This is a genomic window from Bacillus sp. FSL L8-0528 (assembly GCF_038593085.1).
GTDB classification, from domain to species: Bacteria; Bacillota; Bacilli; order Bacillales; family Bacillaceae; genus Bacillus; species Bacillus paralicheniformis.
Map to the genome: position 1 here is coordinate 319,540 of NZ_CP151961.1, position 22,542 is coordinate 342,081.

The 22,542-nt window shown below is 47.1% G+C and carries 19 protein-coding genes; 10 read left to right on the plus strand and 9 right to left on the minus strand.

Translation table 11 applies throughout. The features are described from left to right. The first annotated feature begins 40 nt into the window (after positions 1-40). Positions 41-1,756, plus strand: a complete 1,716-nt coding sequence (locus MHI30_RS01735; protein WP_075753733.1) for a serine hydrolase — start codon at positions 41-43, stop codon at positions 1,754-1,756. 58 nt (positions 1,757-1,814) lie between these two features. Here MHI30_RS01735 and MHI30_RS01740 read toward each other — a convergent pair whose 3' ends face one another. The 6 genes from MHI30_RS01740 to MHI30_RS01765 all read right to left on the minus strand — a co-directional run bounded on the left by MHI30_RS01740 (position 1,815) and on the right by MHI30_RS01765 (position 7,921). Beyond that, the gene (locus MHI30_RS01740) at positions 1,815-3,137 is read right to left on the minus strand and encodes a (Fe-S)-binding protein (protein WP_075753735.1); all 1,323 of its coding nucleotides are present in this window, start codon (positions 3,135-3,137) and stop codon (positions 1,815-1,817) included. Further along, positions 3,134-4,546, minus strand: a complete 1,413-nt coding sequence (glcD, locus tag MHI30_RS01745) for a glycolate oxidase subunit GlcD (RefSeq protein ID WP_075753737.1) — start codon at positions 4,544-4,546, stop codon at positions 3,134-3,136. The genes MHI30_RS01740 and glcD overlap by 4 nt, the downstream gene beginning before the upstream one ends. Before the next feature lie 119 nt (positions 4,547-4,665). Beyond that, on the minus strand, positions 4,666-4,968 hold the full coding sequence (locus MHI30_RS01750) for a PTS sugar transporter subunit IIB (protein WP_023857786.1): 303 nt from the start codon (positions 4,966-4,968) through the stop codon (positions 4,666-4,668). After that, positions 4,965-5,297, minus strand: a complete 333-nt coding sequence (locus MHI30_RS01755) for a PTS lactose/cellobiose transporter subunit IIA (protein ID WP_075753739.1) — start codon at positions 5,295-5,297, stop codon at positions 4,965-4,967. The genes MHI30_RS01750 and MHI30_RS01755 overlap by 4 nt, the downstream gene beginning before the upstream one ends. A 16-nt stretch (positions 5,298-5,313) precedes the next feature. Continuing rightward, positions 5,314-6,600 (minus strand): PTS cellobiose transporter subunit IIC, encoded by a 1,287-nt coding sequence (gene celB, locus MHI30_RS01760; protein ID WP_075753741.1) that lies wholly within the window; start codon positions 6,598-6,600, stop codon positions 5,314-5,316. Next, positions 6,587-7,921: a 6-phospho-beta-glucosidase gene (locus tag MHI30_RS01765; RefSeq protein ID WP_075753743.1), complete on the minus strand. Its 1,335-nt coding sequence runs from the start codon at positions 7,919-7,921 to the stop codon at positions 6,587-6,589. Before MHI30_RS01765 ends, celB begins: the two co-directional genes overlap by 14 nt. 162 nt (positions 7,922-8,083) lie before the next feature. Here MHI30_RS01765 and MHI30_RS01770 point away from each other — a divergent pair, with 162 nt between their 5' ends. The 4 genes from MHI30_RS01770 to MHI30_RS01785 all read left to right on the plus strand — a co-directional run bounded on the left by MHI30_RS01770 (position 8,084) and on the right by MHI30_RS01785 (position 13,900). Next, positions 8,084-8,812 (plus strand): GntR family transcriptional regulator, encoded by a 729-nt coding sequence (locus tag MHI30_RS01770; protein ID WP_075753745.1) that lies wholly within the window; start codon positions 8,084-8,086, stop codon positions 8,810-8,812. 3 nt (positions 8,813-8,815) lie between these two features. Beyond that, positions 8,816-9,550 carry a chitin disaccharide deacetylase gene (gene chbG, locus MHI30_RS01775; RefSeq protein WP_075753747.1) on the plus strand — a complete coding sequence of 245 codons (735 nt, stop codon included), beginning with the start codon at positions 8,816-8,818 and terminating at the stop codon, positions 9,548-9,550. Between the two features lie 390 nt (positions 9,551-9,940). Next, complete coding sequence (locus MHI30_RS01780; protein WP_075754039.1) at positions 9,941-11,728, plus strand: glycosyl hydrolase family 18 protein; 1,788 nt, start codon at positions 9,941-9,943, stop codon at positions 11,726-11,728. 90 nt (positions 11,729-11,818) lie between these two features. Next, positions 11,819-13,900 (plus strand): glycosyl hydrolase family 18 protein, encoded by a 2,082-nt coding sequence (locus MHI30_RS01785; RefSeq protein ID WP_075753749.1) that lies wholly within the window; start codon positions 11,819-11,821, stop codon positions 13,898-13,900. A gap of 58 nt (positions 13,901-13,958) precedes the next feature. Here the strand turns inward: MHI30_RS01785 and MHI30_RS01790 are convergent, their stop codons facing one another. Further along, positions 13,959-14,909 carry a serine protease gene (locus MHI30_RS01790; RefSeq protein ID WP_075753751.1) on the minus strand — a complete coding sequence of 317 codons (951 nt, stop codon included), beginning with the start codon at positions 14,907-14,909 and terminating at the stop codon, positions 13,959-13,961. A 171-nt stretch (positions 14,910-15,080) separates the two neighbouring features. Here MHI30_RS01790 and MHI30_RS01795 point away from each other — a divergent pair, with 171 nt between their 5' ends. The 3 genes from MHI30_RS01795 to MHI30_RS01805 all read left to right on the plus strand — a co-directional run bounded on the left by MHI30_RS01795 (position 15,081) and on the right by MHI30_RS01805 (position 18,322). After that, on the plus strand, positions 15,081-15,854 hold the full coding sequence (locus tag MHI30_RS01795) for a glucose 1-dehydrogenase (RefSeq protein WP_075753753.1): 774 nt from the start codon (positions 15,081-15,083) through the stop codon (positions 15,852-15,854). A gap of 153 nt (positions 15,855-16,007) precedes the next feature. Further along, positions 16,008-16,838 (plus strand): DUF1835 domain-containing protein, encoded by an 831-nt coding sequence (locus MHI30_RS01800; protein ID WP_075753755.1) that lies wholly within the window; start codon positions 16,008-16,010, stop codon positions 16,836-16,838. An 86-nt stretch (positions 16,839-16,924) separates the two neighbouring features. Continuing rightward, positions 16,925-18,322, plus strand: a complete 1,398-nt coding sequence (locus tag MHI30_RS01805; protein WP_075753757.1) for a YcdB/YcdC domain-containing protein — start codon at positions 16,925-16,927, stop codon at positions 18,320-18,322. A 53-nt stretch (positions 18,323-18,375) separates the two neighbouring features. Here MHI30_RS01805 and MHI30_RS01810 read toward each other — a convergent pair whose 3' ends face one another. Next, the gene (locus tag MHI30_RS01810) at positions 18,376-19,329 is read right to left on the minus strand and encodes a sulfurtransferase (protein WP_081379917.1); all 954 of its coding nucleotides are present in this window, start codon (positions 19,327-19,329) and stop codon (positions 18,376-18,378) included. A gap of 54 nt (positions 19,330-19,383) precedes the next feature. Between MHI30_RS01810 and MHI30_RS01815 the strand changes: the two genes are divergently transcribed. Further along, positions 19,384-19,812, plus strand: a complete 429-nt coding sequence (locus MHI30_RS01815) for a cell wall hydrolase (RefSeq protein ID WP_023857795.1) — start codon at positions 19,384-19,386, stop codon at positions 19,810-19,812. A 47-nt stretch (positions 19,813-19,859) separates the two neighbouring features. Here the strand turns inward: MHI30_RS01815 and MHI30_RS01820 are convergent, their stop codons facing one another. Continuing rightward, positions 19,860-20,852: an LLM class flavin-dependent oxidoreductase gene (locus MHI30_RS01820; protein ID WP_237562696.1), complete on the minus strand. Its 993-nt coding sequence runs from the start codon at positions 20,850-20,852 to the stop codon at positions 19,860-19,862. 297 nt (positions 20,853-21,149) lie between these two features. On the opposite strand from MHI30_RS01820, the gene MHI30_RS01825 reads away from it, so the two are divergent. Continuing rightward, positions 21,150-22,508, plus strand: a complete 1,359-nt coding sequence (locus tag MHI30_RS01825) for a C40 family peptidase (RefSeq protein ID WP_075753761.1) — start codon at positions 21,150-21,152, stop codon at positions 22,506-22,508. Positions 22,509-22,542 lie beyond the last annotated feature (34 nt).

Consider the following 22,542-nt stretch of genomic DNA (forward strand, 5'->3'; position numbering starts at 1 on the left):
GAACAGGCATAAGACGCTTAAATCAAGAGAGGAGAGTAAAATGAGACAGCCTATAAAGGAATTAAAAGGCTTTCGGGCATTTGCCCTGGAAAAGATGAATGAGTGGAACGTTCCCGGAGCCGCTGTTGCAGTCATTAAGGAAGACGAGATCATCATGGCGGAAGGGTTTGGATTCAGGGATAAAGAACAGAAATTAAAAGTAAACCCGGAAACGGTATTTGCGATCGGCTCCGCTTCCAAGGCATTTACAACGGCGGCGATGGCGGTTTTGGCTGATGAAGGGAAAATGGAATGGGACAAGCCGGTAAGGGAATATCTCCCGGAGTTTAAGATGTATGATCCGGTGGCAACCGAACGAATGACTCCCCGTGATCTGGCGTGCCATCGTTCGGGCCTCCCAAGACACGAAATGATGTGGTACAATTCCTCCTTTTCAAGGGAAGAGCTTTTCAGACGGATCCGTTACCTTGAGCCAAATCTGGATTTTCGATCAAAATGGCAGTATCAAAACCTGATGTACATGACGGCCGGTTATCTTGCAGGAAGAATAGCGGGAACGACATGGGAGGATTTTGTTCATGAGCGGATTTTCAAACCTTTGCATATGACATCGAGCAGCTTTTCGGTCGAAGATATGCAAAAGCTTTCCGATTTTGCCTTTCCGTATCAAGAGAAAAACGGAACAGTTGAAAAAATTCCTTTTCGCAATATCGATGTGATCGGGCCGGCTGGATCGATCAATTCCAATGCTTTGGATATGGCAAATTGGGTGCTGCTTCAGCTTGGCAGCGACAAATTCAGCGGTGTTCTATCAGAGGGAAGCCTTCATGAACTGCATACGCCTTGCATTTCCTGCGACTCCATTCTTAAAGCGAAGGAACTCCCTGTCTGCAGCTATGGGCTCGGCTGGTTTGTTGAACCGTACCGGGGCCGTCATATGATTCATCATGGCGGAAATATTGACGGTTTTTCATCGCTTGTCGCTTTCATGCCTTATGAAAAAATCGGGATTGCCATTTTGACAAATATGAACGGCAGCTTTCTCCCAAATGTTCTGGCGTACAATATTTTTGACCGCTTGCTTGGATTGGAAGAGATCGATTGGAACGGCCGGCTGAAAGGCGAGGCGGAAAAAATAATGAAAGCGGCTTTAGGGGTGGATCGGACCGCGGATCTTACCAAAATTGAAGGAACGAAGCCTTCTCATGCCCTGAAGGACTACACAGGTGAATACGAGCACCCCGGCTACGGTGAAATCAAAATAGAGCTTAAAGACGGCATGTTACAGGCGCTCTTCAATTCGTTTGTGATGCCTTTGAAGCATTATCATTACAATATATTCGAGATGAAAATGCCGCTCACGGAGATGGCGATGCTCTCATCTTTCAGCGCTGATATAAGCGGACATATCAGCCGCCTTTCCGTACCGTTTGAAATGGCGGAAGGCGCTGGAGGAATCGAATTTGTCAGGAAGCCGGATCAGCAGTTGTACGATCCTGAATTTCTTGCTTCTTTAACGGGGGAATATGCATTGGAAGACGGAACAGATGTCGTTGTGTCTTTCAGAAACAACCGGACGCTCTGGGTCTCATTGCCCGGTCAGCCTGATTATGAACTTGAGCCTTACCGTGAGTTGACATTTCAAATCAAAAACCTGCCGGGTTTCAGCGTCCGATTCGAAGCCGGTGATTCCGGACAGGTAACAGGTTTGCGCTTCATCCAGCCGAATGGAGAATTTCCTGCTGTCCGGAAATAGCAGCAAAAGACATATTTCGATTTATTTCCCGAGAAATATACAAGTGTGAGCCGCCTAGTCACTCCAGGACGGCTTCCAGCAATAAATCCGCCAGATGAACGGCTCTCACTCGGTTTGTAAGCCCCGCTCGTTCAATGCCGAGCTTCATTTGCAGCAGACATCCGGGATTGGCTGTAACGACCGTAGCGGCCCGGGTCGCTGCTGCTGCTTCCATTTTTGTATCGAGAATTTTCATCGACATTTCGGATTCGACAATGTTATAAATACCGGCTGATCCACAGCAGCTTTCGGCATTTTTCATTTCCTTGAATTCAATGCCGTTGATGCTGCGAATAAGGCGTCTCGGCTCGGCGGAGGTGTTCATGACATTTCGCAAATGGCATGAATCTTGGTAGGTGACGATTTGCTGCGGCAGTTCAAGGGATCGCTGATCAAAGTTCAGCTCCAACAGGACGGAAGAAAAGTCTTTCAATTTTCCTGTGAAAGCCGCTGCCCGTTTCCGCCATTCAGAGTCATCTTTCAGGAGATGATCATATTCCTTTAAAAATGCTCCGCATCCCCCTGCATTTGTCACGATAAAGTCCGCGTTTGAATCCTCGAATGCCTGAATATTTCGTTTTGCGAGCAGGGCGGCCTCAGACTTTTCGCCGCTGTGTCCGTGGAGGGCGCCGCAGCAGGTCTGCTGTTCGGGAATGATGATCTCGCAGCCGGCCAGCCGCAGCAGCTCGATGGTTGCCATATTCGTATCTAAAAACAGCGTATCCATGAGGCAGCCCGAGAAAAAGGCAGCCCGTTTTTTTCTCTCTCCGATCGCAGGGAGCAGGTGCGGCCGTTTTTTCAGCTGTTTCATATCGGGAACTTTCGGCAAAACAGCCTCCATTTTTGCGAGATGGTCCGGCAAAAGCCGAAGCAAGCCCGATTTGCGAATCACGTTTTGCATGCCGGAACGCTGATACACGCCGAGTATTCCGGTCAGCGCCCTGATTCTGTTTTGGTGGGGGAAAAGCCCTTTGAATACCGCGCGGCGAAGCACTTTAACCGGAAGGGTGTGTTTTTTGTTCTGCTGAATAATATCCCTCGCTTCTTCAAGCAAGCGCCCGTAGTTTACGCCTGAAGGACAAACAGGTTCACACGCCCGGCAGCCGAGGCAAAGCTCCAGTGACCGTTCGACATCCTCATCAGGCTCGATCGTCCCGTCGACGACCGCTTTCATGAGCGCGATCCGTCCGCGCGGTGAATGGCTTTCCTGAAAACCGGATTCGATATAGGTGGGGCATGACGGCAGACAAAAGCCGCAACGCATGCAATTCAGCAGCTCCTCCTCGTCCATTCTTTGTTTAAACTGCTGTTCAATGACCTTTCTTTCGTTAGCTGTCGTCATTTTGTCACCACCACCCGCTTGCGGGAGTCTTTCGCAAATATCTTCCCGGGATTCATGATGCTGTTAGGATCCAGCGCCTGTTTTACCGCCTTCATGGCGGCGATTCCCGCTTTGCCCAGCTTCAGTTCCAAATAGGGGGCTTTCATTTCGCCGACCCCATGTTCTCCGGTGATTGTTCCTCCCAGTTCAACCGCTTTTTTAAAGATGTCTTCAAAAGCCTGTTCGACCCGTTTCATTTCCTCGCTGTTTCTGACATCTGTCGTACAGGTCGGATGAAGGTTGCCGTCGCCTGCGTGCCCGAATGTACAAATTGATATTTTGTGCTTTTCGGCGATCGTATTAATTGCTTTTACCATTTCGGCAATTTCAGAGCGCGGTACCGTGGCATCCTCTAGAATGGTCGTCGGCTTTAAACGGGCTAAAGCGGAAAGTGCGGTGCGGCGGGCCTCCCGAAGATTTTCCGCTTCAGATTCTGTTTGCGCGGTTTGAACGGACACAGCATTTCCTTTTTTGCAAATCTCTTCAATTACGGCAATGTCACGGCGGACTGCTTCCTCGGTGCCGTCCTGTTCGATCAGGAGAACCGCTTTGGCATGGACGGGAAGGCCGATTTTCGCGAAGTCTTCGATCACCTGAATCGTGGGCTGATCGAGAAATTCGAGCGTCGTCGGAATGATTTTGTGTGCGATGATATTTGAAACCGTTTGGGCTGCAGAGTCGATATCTTGATAGAGGGCGAGGACCGTTTTTTTTGTTTCGGGTGCCGGGATCAGTTTTAATGTTGCTTCAGTAATGATGCCGAGCGTTCCTTCAGAACCGACGAAAAGACGCGTCAAATCATAGCCGGCAACGTCTTTGGCAAGTTTGCCGCCGGTGCGGATGATATCCCCGTTTGCGAGAACGATTTCAAGCGCCATGACATAATCGCGGGTCACTCCGTATTTCAGTCCGCGGAGGCCGCCCGAGTTTTCATTGATGTTGCCGCCGATTGTCGAGATCTTCATCGAGCTCGGATCGGGCGGATAAAATAATCCCTTTTCTTCAGCGGCGTGAATTAAATCAAGCGTGATCACGCCGGGCTGAACGGTTATCGTTAAATTTTCTTCATCGATTTCTAAAATTCGATTCATATGCTTAAACAGGAGGACAATTCCTCCTTCAGTCGGGCATGTGCCGGCGCAAAGGTTTGTACCCGAACCTCTCGGCACAATCGGAATGCGGTGCGTGTTGCAGATTTTCACGATTTGCGATACTTCTTCTGTGCTGCGCGGGGCTATGACCGCGTCAGGCATCGATTGAAACTGGGGTGTCGCATCGTAAGAATAGACGAGCCGTCCGGCGTTCGAATCGTCATAATTGGCAGAGCCGACAATTTCAATCAACTGGGATTTCACTTGTGAGGAAATCATGTATGATCACATCCTTTACCAATTATTATACAAAAACAAACGCTTTCAAAAAATCATTCTTTTAAACTTCAAAAAAAAGAACCCGTTTTCAAAGAAAACGCGGTTCTTTGCAGGAGGCATCAGGTTGCAAGGCTGATTGCCTGATTCAGCACTTTTGCTCCGTCCATCATTCCATAAGCCATTTGATCAATGACGGCCACGGGCGTATGATAAGGCTCGGCACGCTCTGTCATTTGCCCTTTTAAATACCGGACCTGCGGACCAATCAGTATCACATCAATTTCATCCAGATGGCTTGGCAAATCTGCCTCCGCATACGCATTAATTTCGGCTTTCAATGAACGGTTTTTCGCTTCTTCCCTCATTTTTTTGACCAGTATACTCGTAGACATTCCGGCTGAACATACAAGTGCGATCTTCATTTTTCTCTTCCTTTCCGAAGCTCTTGATATAAATGAATCAATTCTTTTGCCAAATCTTTTACAGTCATGGCTGTCATTAAATGGTCCTGCGCATGGATTAATAATAGATTGGGTGAAAGGCCTTCGCCTTGTGCTTCTTTTTGCAGAAGGCGGGTTTGCGCCTGATGAGCTTGGCTCAGCTCCGATTCTGCTTCTTGTATTTTTTGATATCCGGTTTCCCATTCGTGTTGTTTCACAAGCTGCAATGCTTCCATTGCAGAAGAACGCGCATTTCCGGCGTGAAGGATGATTTCAAATGAGACCTGTTCCAATTGAAGTGTATCTGCCATAACATTCACTCCTTACTTATTCGTTTTCTGTCTGGTGCAAGGCGGAACGTTCTGCCGCTTTTATAAACGGGAGGTAGAGCAGGGTGGCCAGCACCAGGTTGAAGATTTGCAAAAAGACTCCCCGGACTGATCCTCCGGTGACGAGATACCCGCTGACTATCGGCGGCGTCGTCCACGGAAGGATCGCGACAGTTTTCGGGACGAGACCGGAAGCCAAAGCGACATATGACGTAATCGTTAAAATCAATGGAATCAAGATAAACGGAATGAACATGATCGGGTTTAATACAATAGGAAGGCCGAACAGAACGGGCTCATTGATGTTAAAAAGGCCGGGTGCGAGAGACACCTTTCCGATCGTTTTGTAGTGCTTCGATTTCACGGCAATTAAAATGCTGGCAAGCAGAGCCAATGTCGTTCCCGATCCCCCCATAAATACGTAAGAATCGAAGAAAGGCTTTGTCACAATATACGGCACTTCAAAAGCGCTCATTCCTTGCGAGAATAAGTGTTGATTTTCCTGAATGAGCGGGAGGTAGACGGATTCCATGATCGGCCCCAGGATGTTTGTTCCATGCAATCCAAAGAACCAGAGCAAATGATTCAAGAAAGTAAAAATCAAGGCTGACCCAACCGTGTTGGAAAGGCCTTGAAGCGGCTCTTGAATCGTGCTGAAAACAAGCTCATGGATGCTTTGCCCCGAAAAGTGAACGATCAGAGCGTTACATAGCCCGGCAGTGGATAAGATGACGGCAGCCGGCAATAGAGCATTCAAGGATTTTGTGACGCCGTCAGGCACTCCTTCAGGCATTTTGATTTTCAATTTCTCATTTTTGGAAAACAGCCGGAAGACTTCTGTCGACAGCAAAGCCACGATTAAGCCGACGAACAGACCTTGGGCTCCCAGCCAAGTCATTGAGAAGCCAAAGTCTTCAGTGGTCGGTGTAAGCAAGGCGAATGCGCCAACCCCGATTAATGCGGCAGACAGACCATCTGTGTGATAGGACTCGGCCAGCTTGAAGCTGACAGCCGCAACGGCTAAAAGGCTCAACAGAGCAAAAGAGCCATTCCATATCGCTCCGCCGACAGCCGTCCATCCCTCGCCGAAAAGACCGGTCATAAAGTTTTGAAACGCCGGTATTGGAAAATTATTGACCAGGATGGCGAGGGAACCGATGATGATAAGAGGCATAATGGCGATGAATCCGTCGCGTATTGCAATCAGGTGCCTTTGGGAACCGATCCTTCCGGCGATCGGCATGATGTTTGCTTCGATGAATGCCATCATTTTATTTTGTTTCATGTGCACGGACCTCCTCAAAAAATTGCGGGAGATAACGTTTATGCGCCTCGAGCATTTCATCCAGTACCTTTTGAGCTTTGTGATCAGAGGAGACCAACGGATTGGTGATCATGGCTGAATATGCCGTATTGTAGTCGCCGGTGACCGCAGCTTTAATCACTAATTGTTCAAATTTTTTCATCAGGCAGATCGGCCCGCTGATGGCAGCAGGCAGTTTTCCGACGGTCAGAGGAATCGGTCCGCTTTTTGTAATGACACTGTTGACTTCGATCACCGCATCATCGGGAAGGTCTGGTATACTTCCTTTATTTAGTGTGTTCACGGTCTGAATATCCATTGAATGATGATAAAGCGAGTTCATTAATGAGCAGGCTGATTCACTATAGTAAGCCCCGCCGCGGCCTTCCAGTTCTTTAGGCTTCTCATGGATCTCGGCGTCTTTGTATTTCTCAAACAGCTGCCGTTCCACTTCCATGACGGTTTCCGCTCGCGTTCCGTTGTTATTGTACGCTTCGATATCTTTTGCGAGCGCCTCTTCATGTTGATAATAGTACTGATGGTACGGGCTCGGAAGCATACGTAAAGACCGCAGAAATTGGCGATTCCACGGCAGCGCCGCAATATTGGAGGGCGAATAGCTGAAGTGATCATTCAACAGATGCTCAATCGTCTCTTCCGTCCGGTCGATGCCGTCGATCCATACCCTTTTTCCGAAAACAAAATGGTTGAGGCCCGCGAATTCAATCATGACGCGGTTCACATCCACGCCGAATATTTCTGCGATGCTATTTTTCATGTTGTAAGGAATATTGCATACCCCGACGACCTTTTGATGAGGTCCGTGCTTCAGCAAAGCTTCCGTCACGATGCCGGCCGGATTGGTAAAGTTGATCAGCCATGCTTCGGGACAAATCTCTTGGATATCGCGAGCGATATCCAGCATGACGGGGATTGTGCGGAAAGCTTTAAACATGCCGCCGGCTCCGTTTGTTTCCTGCCCGATCTGACCGTGGCTGAGCGGAATTTTTTCGTCTAAAGCTCTCGCCTTCAGTCCGCCGACTCTGATTTGAACCGTGACGAAATCGGCACCTTTCAACGCTTCTGCCCGATCTATTGTATGGCTCAGTTCGATGGGAACCCCCGCATGCCTGATCATTCGCTTCGCGAGTTCTGAGACGATGCGAAGCTTTTCTTTGCCCTCCTCGATATCAACAAGTACAATCTCATTCACCGGAAATTGATGTTGCCGTTTGATGATGCCTTCAATGATTTCCGGTGTGTAGCTGGATCCTCCGCCTATAACAACTACTTTCAGCGCCATAATCCCCCTCCTTAATTCTCTTTTTATGAAAGCGCTTCACACAATTGAAACTTAACATGTCATAACAAATTTGTCCATACATATTTGTTATGACAAATTGTTTTTTTTGGGAACCTTTTGTGTTATTCTATAATTACGAACTCACCCCAAAGGAGAACATGTATGGCGAAACAACCACAGCTCCACAGTCAAATTAAACAAGATATTGTAGATAAGATTGAAAGCGGTTACTATCCGCCTGGCAGCCTGCTGCCGACGGAGTCCGAGTTTTGCAAACTGTATGATGTCAGCCGGACGACGCTGCGGACCGCGCTGAATCATTTGCTTATGGAAGGGGCCATTTACAGAAAGCAGGGAAAAGGGACATTTGTCGCCAAAGGAAAAGTAAAGCAGATCTTGAGCTCCAGCAGCCTCCGCTATGCAGAGCAATTGAAGGCTCAAGGCTTTAAACCGAAAATCAAAGTTGTTGATTTGCAAAAAATAAAGCCGGCTGAAAAAATCCAAACCCGCCTCGGAATCGACGCTGAACAAATGGTCTATCAAATCAAAAGAATCCGCTATGCTGACGATGAAGAAATCCAGTTTGAAACAGCCTATATCAGAACGGATCTCGTCCCAGAAGTAACGGAAGAAATGGCGAATATTTCACTTTACCAGTGCATCAGCAGGCAAGGAAACAACATAAAAAGAACAGAGGAACAAATCAAAATTGTGATTTCTGATGAGGAGATTGCACAACATTTAAATATTACACAAGGCACACCTTGCTTCCAGATATCGACGCAAACATTTTTGGCGTCTGAAGAAGTCGTTGAGTACTCTATGGCCTATTTTCGCGGTGACCGTGTTGAGTTCTTCATTGAACGTGATTATGGACAAAGGGGGAAATGAAAAATGAAATCTCTAATCATAAATGCGGATGATTTTGGATTTTCAAGGGGAGTCAACCTTGGAATCATTGAAGCTTTCCAGCACGGGGTGCTCACATCGACTACGCTCATGGTCAATATGCAAGAAGCGGAGCATGCCGTCGAACTCGCACGGCAAAATCGTAAACTCGGAGTCGGCGTCCACTTGACATTGACGGCCGGGCGCCCGATTCTCGGCGGACTGCATACGATAACGGATGAAGAAGGGAATTTTCGCAAGCTTTTGTACTACCAGGGTTTCTTCGACATTGACCTTGATGAAGTATACCGAGAGTGGAAAGCGCAAATAGAGAAAGCTTTGTCTTTCGGTTTAAATCCGACACATATCGACAGCCATCATCATATTCATACATACGGAAATCTCCCAGAGGTGTTTGTAAAGCTTGCGAAAGAGTATGACCTGCCATGCAGAAAGGTCAATCATGATCATCCTTCACTGTGGAAGGGTGTAAGGTCGAACGATGCTTTTGAGCTGAAAGTCGACCGATTGAAGGATCTTTCGAGCTTCTTTCGTGATTATCAAGACGCAGCAGTGATTGAAGTGATGTGCCATCCGGCTTACGTCGATAAATGTCTGCTTGAAAAATCGTCTTTCCATTATCCTCGGGTATATGAACTTTCACTGCTGACGGAACCTTCTCTTAAATCGGTTTTGCAACAGTGTCCGGATATTCGCCTTACGTCTTACGCTAGTCTATGAAGAGGCTTGAGGCGCCGCTTCTATTCCTTAAATGGGGTAGAAAGCGGCGGTTGTGTAGTCAATTCTTCAGGTTGACAGTTCAGAAAATTCTGATTAATATAAATTTGTTATGACAAATTTAGCGAGCCTTTCACCATGAATAAGTCTTCTTTTATATGTGAATGTATAGACATCTATACGTGTTTCACCTGCACAACCAGCTCTCCCAAACGAACACGCCGAATGATGTCAAACCCGATTTTGTAAGCGTTTTCCCTTGTTGACTTCTGTGCAGCTGCAGCTATCAGATGACAAGGAAAAATATAAAACAAGCAAAAAAGGCGGTGAGGAATAGGAGATTTCTAGTTTTATGGTTTATCAAAAAAATTGGATGAAAAGGAGATGAACATCGTGTTGGTCAACAAAAGCAAAAAGTTTTTCGTTTTTTCTTTCATTTTTGTCATGTTGCTGAGCTTGTCATTTGTAAATGGGGAAGTTGCAAAAGCCGATTCCGGAAAAAACTATAAAATCATCGGTTACTATCCATCATGGGGGGCTTACGGAAGGAATTTTCAAGTTTGGGATATGGACGTTTCGAAAGTCAGCCACATTAATTATGCTTTTGCTGATATTTGCTGGGAGGGAAGGCATGGGAACCCCGATCCGACAGGTCCCAATCCCCAAACATGGTCATGTCAGGATGAAAACGGAGTGATCGACGCGCCAAATGGAACAATCGTAATGGGCGATCCCTGGATTGACGCGCAAAAGTCAAATCCCGGGGATGTCTGGGATGAACCGATCCGCGGCAACTTTAAACAATTGCTGAAGCTGAAAAAGAGCCACCCTCATTTGAAAACGTTCATCTCGGTCGGCGGATGGACTTGGTCTAACCGCTTTTCAGATGTCGCGGCAGATCCTGTGGCAAGGGGAAATTTCGCCGCTTCGGCCGTTGAATTTTTAAGGAAATACGGGTTTGACGGGGTCGATCTTGACTGGGAATATCCGGTCAGCGGAGGATTACCGGGGAACAGCACACGGCCGGAAGATAAAAGAAATTACACGCTGCTCCTGCAAGAGGTGCGTAAAAAACTTGACGCTGCAGAAGCAAAGGACGGCAAGGAATACTTGCTGACGATCGCATCCGGCGCAAGTCCGGAGTATGTGAGCAACACTGAGCTCGATAAAATCGCTCAAACCGTGGATTGGATTAACATCATGACCTATGACTTTAATGGCGGATGGCAAAGCATAAGCGCCCATAATGCGCCGCTGTTCTATGATCCAAAAGCGAAAGAAGCAGGCGTTCCAAATGCTGAGACCTACAACATTGAAAACACTGTGAAACGCTATAAGGAAGCCGGTGTCAAAGGGGACAAATTAGTGCTTGGAACACCGTTCTACGGAAGGGGCTGGAGCGGTTGTGAATCCGGCGGCCACGGAGAATATCAGAAGTGCGGACCGGCGAAAGAAGGGACATGGGAAAATGGAGTATTCGACTTTTCAGATCTTGAAAAGAACTATGTGAATCAAAACGGCTATAAAAGGTATTGGAACGATCAAGCGAAAGTGCCGTTTTTGTATAACGCGGAAAATGGCAATTTCATCACTTATGATGATGAACAATCATTCGGCCACAAAACGGATTTTATTAAAGCAAACGGATTAAGCGGAGCGATGTTCTGGGATTTCAGCGGCGATTCCAATCGGACGCTTCTCAATAAATTGGCAGCCGATTTAGATTTTGCGCCGGACGGAGGTAATCCGGAGCCGCCTTCATCGGCACCTGTGAATGTGCGTGTAACCGGAAAAACGGCTACAAGTGTCAGCCTGGCGTGGGATGCGCCGAGCAGCGGAGCAAACATTACGGAATATGTCGTGTCATTTGCAAGCCGGTCGATATCTGTAAAAGAAACATCAGCGGAAATCGGCAACTTGAAGCCGGGTACGGCCTACTCATTTACAGTTTCAGCAAAGGACTCGGATGGAGTGCTCCATACCGGACCAACAGTAGAGGTCACGACGAATTCTGACCAGGCATGTTCATATGACGAATGGAAAGAGACGAACGCATACACGGGCGGAGAGCGGGTTGCATTTAACGGAAAAGTGTATGAAGCGAAATGGTGGACGAAAGGCGACCGGCCGGATCAATCCGGTGAATGGGGCGTATGGCGGCTGGTCGGAGGCTGCGAATAAGAGAAAGTCAAATGGATAGAAAACGATAAAGAGAGATTTGGGAAACAGCTTCTCACGTCTCTCTTTATGGACAAAGGAGTCTGAATAAACATGAAGATAGCCGCTTCATCTATTTTATCCTGTGTGCTGCTCCTTGCGCTTTTTATCCCGAACCGGCATATTTCCGCAGAGACTTCAAACGAACAACCGGACTGCCGTCCTGAAGGGCTTTGGGACTCAGGCGTTGAACATGTGCCGTATTGCGATGTATACGACCGGGACGGCCGTGAAAAGCTTGCCAATCAGTTAGACCGGAGAATCATCGGGTACTTTACAAGCTGGCGGACTGGAAAAGGCAATCAAGATCGTTATTTAGTAAATGATATCCCATGGAATTACTTGAGCCACATTAATTATGCGTTTGCCCACATCGGGGAAGATCATCGGATTTCAGTCGGAGATGAGACAGATGAGAAAAACCCGTCCATCGGGATGACCTGGCCGGAGCATCCCGATGTAAAAATGGATCAAACCTTGCCGTATAAGGGGCATTTTAACCTTATCCATCAATATAAAGAGAAATATCCGAATGTAAAAGTGTTGGCGGCTGTCGGCGGTTGGGCCGAAACCGGCGGTTATGTCGACAAGGACGGGAAGCGGATTCCAAGCGGCGGCTTTTATTCGATGACAACGAATGGAGACGGATCTGTAAACCACAAGGGTATTCACACCTTTGCGGAATCGGTCGTTGCGTTTCTCAGAAAATACGAGATCGATGGAATCGATATTGACTATGAGTACCCTTCATCGATGCAGGATGCAGGGAATCCGGCAGATTGGAACATTGCCAATCCGAGGCGCAACGGGTTAAATAAAAGCTTTGAGGTATTGATGAAAATATTAAGAGAAAAGCTTGATCAAGCGTCTGCTGAAGATGGAAAGTACTACATGCTGACCATTGCAGCGCCATCATCGGCATATTTACTGAGAGGGATGGAAACGTTTAAGCCGCTTCGATATGTCGATTATGTCAATATCATGTCTTACGATCTTCATGGAGCCTGGAATGAGTTTGTCGGACCGAACGCTTCTTTATTCGATAACGGTGAAGATGCCGAACTCAAGCATTCCAACATATATACTACGCCGGAATACGAAGGGATCGGATATTTAAATACTGACTGGGCTTACCATTATTTTAGAGGAGCTATGGAATCGGGGCGAATCAATATCGGTGTTCCTTATTATACGAGAGGCTGGAAGAATGTGAACGGCGGAGTAAACGGGCTGTGGGGAACATCCAAAAGCGCAGATTGTCCTCAAGGACTCAGGCAATGCGGTGACGGAGCAACCGGAATCGATAATATTTGGCATGATAAAGATGAGCAGGGGAATGAAATTGGAGCAGGGACAAACCCGATGTGGCACGCCAAAAATCTTGAAAAGGGCATTGCCGGTTCTTATCTGGAAAGGTATGGATTGAGCAAAGCTGATTTGACAGGCGCTTATCAAAGGCATTATGACGCGTGGCTGGCAGCGCCTTGGCTTTGGAATCCAGAAAAGAAAGTGTTTCTATCGACAGAGGATGAGGAATCGATCAAAACGAAGGCGGATTATGTCGTTGATAAAGGAATCGGGGGTGTTATGTTTTGGGATTTGAGCGGTGATTATGACTGGTATCCCGAACGAAACGGCAATAAAGGAGAATACGATATCGGCAATACTTTAACGAGCACGCTGTATCACAAATTCTCGGATACAACACCATACGATAACCGGCTCAGCACATCGCCTTTGCCTGATGAATCACTGGATGCAGACATAGAGTTGACGAACTTTCCATTAGGAGATCAAAATTACCCGATCCACCCGGTCATGAAGCTGATCAATAACAGCGATGTCACGATTACGGGAGGTTCTGTTATCGAATTTGATGTGCCGACATCCACTTCCCCTCGGTTTGGAAGCTGGAGCGGCGATCAAGTTGAAGTGATTGCTAAAGGGCATACGGGACCGAACATTGGCGGACTGACGGGAGATTTCCACCGCATCAGAGTGACTCTATCAAGCTGGAAAACGATTAAACCTGGTGAGGCAGCGGAGTTTCAGCTTGTCTATTATTTGCCGATCAGCGGTCCTTCAAATTTCACGATATCAATAGATGGCAAAAAGTACACGCTTAAAGGGAATTAAGTTTTCAGCCGTAAGATATAACAGCCCCTTCCAAAAGGAAGCGGGCTGTCTTCGTGTGTTATTGGGCGCTGTTTTTCCAGTTGGTCAAATTGTCGAACACCTCTTTTGTAATCCGGGTGCCCCTGTTGTACGAAGAGCCGCCGTACACGCCATTTGTGTGGACGGCAAGCGAGCATGGACCGCTGCAGTTCGTTCTTGAACTGCTTTGTTCGAATACCGGTGAACCGCTTTGTCCTCCGTACGTGTCCATTGCATACTGCAATTTATACGTTTCGGAGATGGCAATCGGTCCTGAATGCTGCCATTGTGTGCCTGTTGTTTTATCGCCTGGATAACCGCTGATGGTAACAGTTGTCCCGACAAGTGATGAAGTGGTGTACGAGTATCCGAAGTATCCGACAGTATTGCCGATCGGTTCGCTTAGTTCAATTGCGCCGTAATCGTAGTTGGTGTTCCCGCTTCTCCATCCTGACGGAATAAAGTAGCGCGTTGATTTAACAGAGCCGTAAGGATAGCTTGTCCCGTTCCGTCCCGGCGAAACAGTAGCTGTCCCGGCAAATGTACCGCTTGATGTGTCATAGATGCAATGTCCGGCTGTTGCGACGGTTTTCGGACCGATCATCCATCCGGTGCACGAACCGATGCTGCTTGAAATATGAACGATCGCTCTGTACGGATATGCGGTTGTGTTGGTGACCCTTGTCCGATCATCAGGACCAATCACTGATTTAATGCTGTAAGGAGCTTTTGCGGAGGACTCTTTTGCCGTTTTTTCCTTTGTTTCATTCACTTTGCCGGTGCCTGTAAATGCCTTTGAATACGAGCCGTATTGATCGCTTTTCATGTTTGGATCATAGGTAACCGATGTTTCCGCTTTGTATGAAGGATCGCTTGAAATAGGAGTATGAGGCGATGGTGCGGCTTGGGCCGGGTGGATACCTAAAGAATAAATAGAAATACCAATGAGACCTGTGATCAAACCTCGTTTAACACTCTTTTTACTGACCAAATTGTATCACTTCCTTATTTTGTTGTAAGTACAAGTTAGATATTAACAAAATAATTCTGAATTTTCCATATAATTAAAAAAGATCATACTAAAGGTGTGAATTAGCATTTTGTTTGATCATATTGATACCGGGTAATGTACATGAAGAAAAGAAATTGAGGGGGATTTAGGTTGTATAGTGATTTAAAAGGAAAAACAGCAATTGTGACCGGTTCTTCAAAAGGTATAGGCAAGGCGGTTGCGGAACGATTTGGAAAAGAAAAAATGAATGTGGTTGTCAATTATCACAGTGATCGCGAAGGCGCACGGGAAGCCGTCGACAACATTCAAGCAGCGGGCGGAAACGCCCTTGCGGTAGAAGCTGACGTATCTTCTGAAGAGGATATAAAAAAGCTGATTAAATCAGCAGTTGAACACTTCGGCTCACTTGATGTCATGGTCAATAATTCAGGATTTAACGGCGCAGGCGCCTTCCCGCACGAACTTGAGCTTGATGAATGGCAGAAAGTGATCGACGTTAATTTAACCGGTGCGTTTCTCGGCGCACGCGAAGCCTTAAGATATATGGCGGACCGCCGCATGAAAGGAAGCATACTCAATATATCAAGCGTTCATCAGCAAATTCCGAGGCCGAAAAATGTTCATTACTCCGCTTCAAAAGGCGGAATGAAGCTTTTGACAGAAACGCTTGCCCTTGATTATGCGGACAAAGGAATCCGCGTCAATTCGATCGCGCCGGGAACGATCGCGACCGAAAGCAATGAAGACTTGGAGGGAAGCCGCAAGTCGGCACAGCTGAAAAAGATACCGATGAACGAATTTGGTGAGCCTGAACAAGTGGCTTCCGCAGCGGCATGGCTTGTGTCGAAAGAAGCCGCTTATGTAACGGGCGCGACTTTGTTCGTTGACGGCGGCATGACGTTGTATCCGTCACAGCTGGAATAGCAAAGCCCGTTTTTTCAGCTCCCGTTCTGCCCTTTTTCGCGGAATGGGGGCTTTTTTGCGCTACCTTTTAAATCCTGTTTTTGTATATAATAGTTAAAAAGACGAGTTTAATAGCTTTAATGCTATTACAACATTAAATAAAAGGAGATTAAGATGCAAAACCATGTCGTTCACATTGCCTTTGGCGAATCTGCCGGCGGCAGTATCAACATGATGCTCAAACAGACGGGAGGAACTCAGAAAAAACGTCTGATCGTCCTTCCTGAATTATTTTCCATCGGGCCGCTTCAAAACCTGGAAATCAAAGAAGGCAGGGTCAATCGTTATGAATGGTTGAAAACATATCTCAATGACCGATTTCACGAGCTTGGAGAGATATACAGCCGTTTTGAAGATGCGGTTTCTGCATTAAGCCGTATTCAGGAGCAAGCCGCCGTCTTTATGTGGACGGGCGATCATGCACATGAACAAACGGGCCTGAGATTTGTACATCATATCCTTCGGCAAATGAACCTGGCTGTTTTCCATCTGAATACGTCGCAGTTCTTTCCTCATACCCGAAGTTCTGGTGAGTTGAATGATGCAGAATTGAGATTCATTTATGAACAAGGGGATCAGTCGGCTTTGACAGCCGCTGAAAGACGGGACCTTGCGGAGGAATGGACAGCGCTGTCTCAGCAGACAAGCGTGTTGCGAGTATGGGAAGACGGCAGAATCAAAAGCGTGAAAGAAGACTTTTATGATTCGTTCATCATCGGCAAGCTCGCACAGCTTCAAAAAAATCGTTCAACTAACACCTTTATCAACTGTCCCCGCCTGATCGGCGAAGTCATTGGCCATCTGGAGGAGAACATCGGAGATGAATTCATCGAGTACCGCATTTTAGAGTTGATCCGCAAAGGTATTTTTGAGATGGAAGGCTTACCAAAAGGAATGAGATATTTTAGCATCAGGTTAAGATCGCCATGTAAGTTCACCATTTAAATCCAATTATCTCAATTTTCATGAAACGATTAATGGTATATTTCGTATACATAAGGAGATGAAAATGAAAGAGAGGTAGACAGGATTTGGTTCGTGAACAGTTAAAACAAAAAGCGCAGTCCATCAGTAAGGTTCCCTCACATTATCAGCTCATGATCGAAGATTACGGAGAAAAGGACGAAAAAGAGAGGCCGGTTTTTTTCGCTTGGCAGGATATTGAAGATCCGGATCAGGACATATCGGTAGAGTTAGATCATCACGGCCGCTTAATCAGTTTGACAAAAGAGTATGAACCGACGGTCGAGGAATCTCTTCCGGAGGAAAGGCTGCTGCAAATCGCCCTTCAGTTTACAGAACAGCATTACCCGAGTGCGTCTCATGAATTTGTTTTCCATGAAAAGAAGGAAACAGAACAATTCGTCCGTTTTACGTATGTTCAGACTGTCCTTGATCTTCCGCTGCCGCAAACAGGCTTTTACGTCAAGGTCGCCAAGAACGGAGAGGTGATGGAGTTTCGCTATAACGGCGGAACAAGCTCTTTCTCTATTCCAAAGCAGATCGCTGATAAGGAATCGGTGACAGCCGATTATCTTAAACATATTCAATTCGAATTGGCGGTCGAAAAAATCCGCAGTGATCTTTATGAAGGTGGAGATGATCGCCCGCATCTCATTTACGAAGCAGACTTGCCGTTTTTCAGCTACCCCGCTGATATCACGGAAAAACGCCATATGAAGCCTGCGGCGGAAGACGAGGATGAGGAGGAAACATTGCTGCTTCCTGTGCTGCCAGAGGCTGAACGTCATGCTGATATCGATGACATGATCGGCTTTGCTCCCTCGATGCGGAAAATCCGTGAAACCGATATGGGAGAGTCAATTGGAACGGTATGGCGCCTGGGAAACGATCCTGAACCAAGAGACCGGAGTATAGCGGGCTACTTCGAAACATGGAACAAAAATACGTTGAAAATTATGAAAGATAAAAAGTCAGGGAAGCTCAAAGGGGTAGCTTCTTTCATCAAATCAGAAGGACACCTTTCCTTGAGCGAGGAAGACTGCTTGAGACGGGCGCTGCAATTTTTGTACAAGCTTTATCCCGGCGCAGATCAGCTTTTTCGAATGCATCCGGCGGAAAATGACGGGGACAGGCAAAACGCTTTTTTTCAATTTGATCTTCAATACAAAGAGGTGCCGTTAAGGCTTGGCTCTGCCAATATCAGTATCAGTCGGACAACCGGCAGGGTCGTCGGTTATCACGGTCCTGAAATCGAGCCGGAAGCGCTCGCCGATCTGAGTCCTTCGCCATCCATTTCAGAGGAAGAAGCGAAAGCCGTTTTTGCAGCGGCATTTGGTGTGAAGCTGCAATGGGAAAGGGATTACAGTCGGGAAAAGGATGACTTCTACAGGCTTGTCTACCGGCCGGTCTACCCGTACTTTATCGATGCCCATGACGGAAAAGCGTTTATGAGCAAAAACATGTAATAAACGGCGGCTGGCTGAGGCGCAAAAGCCCCCGGCCGCCGTCTCTTGTAAAATCAAATGTCGTCCTCTGTTCCAGTGGAGATCGGATGGTCGGGGTAGCTGATCCAATCGCTCCAGCTGCCGGCATACAGCTTCACATTTTCAAATCCGGCTTCTTTCAGGCCGAGCACATTTGGGCAGGCTGATACGCCCGATCCGCAATAGACGACAATTTCACTGTCCGGGTCTAAAACAGCATAGTGCTGTCTGAGCTGTTCTTTGCTTTTCCATAATCCGCTTTCGGTCAGATTGCCTTTCCAAAAAAAGTTTTTAGCCCCGGGAATATGGCCGGCCCGGTGATCGAGAGGCTCGGTTTCCCCCGTGTATCGGGAAGGAGCGCGCGCATCGATCAGGATGGAGCCTTTTCTGCCGATTCGCTTCAGCACGTCTCCGGCATCAAGCAGTTCGTTTTCTCTGAGCGCCGGCTTAAATTCGCGCTGGATAGGACGGGGAACCTCGGCGGTCATCTCATAGCCCGCTTTGATCCAGTTGGACAGCCCCCCATCCATAATATAGACGCTGTCATGCCCGAGATAGTGAAGCTGCCACCAAAAGCGCGCTGCAAACATGCCGCCGCTGTCATCATAGACAATGACATCTGTTTCCCGGTCAATGCCGATTTTCCCAAGCTTTGCGGCAAGAAGGTCAGGGTCTTGAAGCGGATGTCTGCCGCCGTGTATTTCCGTATTACGCGACAGATCCTCTTTTAAATCCATGTAAACGGCTCCAGGCACATGGCCTTTCGTATACGCTTTCCGGCCTTCGTCAGGTTTTGTCAAATCAAACCTTACATCGACAATAACCGTTTGATCCGGTTTTTCCATTAATCGTTTGTATATCCATTCAGGGCTCTTCACTGCTGACATTTCGCGATCCCTCCGTTCCCATTTGTTTTTTCTCGGGTTCTGATAATAGAAGAATAGCTTTCTTTTATTGGGAATGTCAAAGATAAATCCCGAAATCGTCATCACCTAAATGAAACAGAATATGATAAAGGTGACGATATCATGGGGGTGACTAAAATGGCAGTGGTTAAGGCTTCTTCTAAAGATATCAATCTTTTGGCCAGACTTTTGAGAGCGGAGGCTGAAGGCGAAGGCGTGCAAGGAATGCTGATGGTCGGAAATGTCGGAATCAACCGCATCAGGGCAAACTGTTCCGACTTTGTGGGACTTCGCACCATTCCGCAGATGATCCATCAGCCGCATGCGTTTGAAGCCGTGACGCACGGTTATTTCTATCAAAGGGCGCGGGAAAGCGAAAGGCGCTTGGCGCGCAGGGCGATCAACGGAGAGCGGCTCTGGCCGGCAAAGTTCAGTTTGTGGTATTTCAGACCGGCGGGGGCGTGTCCCGCACAGTGGTATAATCAGCCGCATGTCGGCCGCTTTAAAGCGCATTGTTTTTATGAGCCGACAGCGGAAGAGTGTGAGAATGTCTATAATACATTTTAATAAAAACATCCCTTTTCAACGGATTTTGAAAAGGGATGTTTTTTTGATCAAAATAACTCTGCCAGTCGTTCGTAAGACTGCTTTTTATCTTCAAACCGGTAAACGTTAGTCAAAACCATAAACTCATCTGTTTGATACCGTTCAGAGAGTTCGAGCAGTTTTCTTTTGACTGTTTGAGGAGACCCGATCACCATACGGCTGCGGTTGTGGGCAAGCTTCTTTTTATCGGCAGCGGTGTAAGCGGCAGATTTCGCCTCCTCAATGCTTGGAACAAGACTGTCCAGTCCTTTTTCAACTCTTAGAAGCCATAAATCCAGGCTCAAGCAAAGCTCCTCAGCTTTTTCATCGGATTCCGCACAAACGACGAAAACGGCGGCCAAAGATTGGGGGCGCTTAAAGAAAGGAGAAGGCCGAAAGCTTTCACGGTATGATTGAAAGGCGTTCCTCCCTCTTGCGGAATTGATGAAATGCCCGAATACGTATCCCGCTCCCATGTCACCGGCCAATTTCGCGCTGTTTTCCCCCAGCCCTAAAAGCCACACCTCCGGCGGCGAATCCGTCAAAGGGGCGGCTTTGATTCCGAAATAATCGTGTCCGGAAGGGACGGAATCAGTCAAAAAGCCAAACAAGTCTTGAAGCTGTCTCGGGAATTCGTGCAGACTTTTATGAACCCCGTCTGTCAGCGCCAGCCTCGTTTTGGCTGTGCCTCCCGGAGAGCGGCCGATCCCTAGGTCAATCCTCCCGGGATAAAGGGCTTCAAGCTGCCGAAAGCTTTCAGCCACTTTAAAGGGACTGTATTGAGGCAGCAGAACACCGCCCGAACCGACGCGAATGTTTGCAGTTTTTGCCGCAATGTGTGCGATCATGATTTCGGGAGCGGTGCTGGCAAGTCCGCGTGTGCTGTGATGCTCGGCAAACCAATACCTTTTGTACCCCCATTGATCCGCGAGCTCCGCCAGCTCTGCAGAATGCTTCAAAGCTGAATACGCATCTGAGCCTTTTGATATTGGAACCTGGTCAAGAACACTGAGCTGCATCATTTGTCACCGGCCTTCCTTTTCAGTAAGACAAGCATATGAAAAACAGCAGAAAGGGTCAAATCGAAGAGAATACGAGAGTTAAAACAAGATGAGTCAAAACATGACACTGTTGAAACAAAAACGAAATATAAATGTAATATAAATTGGCGCCTATTGTCGAAAATAGATGGTATAATAACGTCTGTACATCAGTAACGGATATATAAATCATAGGTCATAAGATTCATTTTTTAATAATGTTCAAGCGAATTTACATAATGAAAAAACAAGAATACATAAAGGAAAGAGGAGTAGAAAGTGAAAAAAAAGGTTTATACTTTTGGTTTAGCGTCGATTCTCGGAACAGCTAGTCTATTTACCCCCTTTATGAACAACACGGCATCGGCAGAAACCTCTCAGCAAAAACAAGAAATTCAGCAAAAGCGTTCTGAAGTGAATTCAGGCATCGAGGGCAAACGGAAAGAAATCGCCAAGCTGCAAGACGAGCAGAAAAAGCTTGAAGCCAAAATCCAAGAGCTTGATAAAAAAGCACTTGAAACAAGCAACAAAATCGAAGACAAAGAAAAAGAAAACAAAAAAACCAAAAAAGAAGTGGAAGCTCTGAAAAAAGAAATCAAAGAAACCGAAAAGCGGATTGAAGAGCGTTCAAAAGTGATTAAAAATCGCGTGCGCAGCCTGCAGGAAAACGGCGGATCCCAAAACTATCTGAATGTCCTTCTGGGCGCACAAAGCTTCGGAGATTTTATCACTCGTGCAACTGCTGTTTCAACAATTGTTGACGCGGATAAAGACCTGCTTGACGAGCAGGAGAAAGATAAAAACAAGCTTGAAAAAGCAATGTCTGATTTAAATACAAAACTGGACGAAATCCAGAAAACACTAGCTGATTTAAAAACGCTTAAATCGGATCTTGATAAACAGCTGAAAGAACAGGCGAACCTTTCTAAGCAGCTGCAAACGAAACAGGCGGCAGCAGAATCAGAGCTGAGCGATCTGAAAAAAGAAGCGGGCTCACTGACAAAAGAAGAAGCCGCTCTTGAACAAAAACTTAAAGAAGAAAGAGCTGCAGCAGCTGCAGCAGCAAAAGCGAAAGAAGAATCTGCTACGGCTGAAAAGTCTGACTCAGGATCTTCATCAAGCTCAACCTCAGGTTCAGTCAGCAAATCTGACGGATCGTCCAACAGCGGTTCTTCAAGCAGCAAGAAAAGCAGCAGCCCGTCAAGAAACTACTCTTCCGGTTCTGTTGTAAGCAGCAATGGAAATGCGATTGAAGTTGCCATCAGCACAGGTTCAAGCATCGTCGGCAGATCTCCGTACCATTGGGGAGGCGGACGCACACAAGCTGATATCGACAACCGTCGTTTCGACTGCTCATCATTCGTGCGCTGGGCTTACGCATCAGCAGGCGTAGAGCTTGGATTCGGTGCGACAACAAGCACGCTTGTCGGCAAAGGACGAGCTGTAAGCGCGTCTGAAATGAAGCGCGGAGACTTGGTCTTCTTTGACACATACAAAACGAACGGCCACGTGGGTATCTATCTTGGAAATGGAACATTCTTGAACGATAACAGCTCACGCGGGGTATCCGTCGATTCTATGAGCAACCCGTACTGGAAAGCGCATTTCAGCGGAGTTGTAAGACGGGTCGTTGAATAAAATATCATACAGAAACAAACGCCGTTCCTTACCG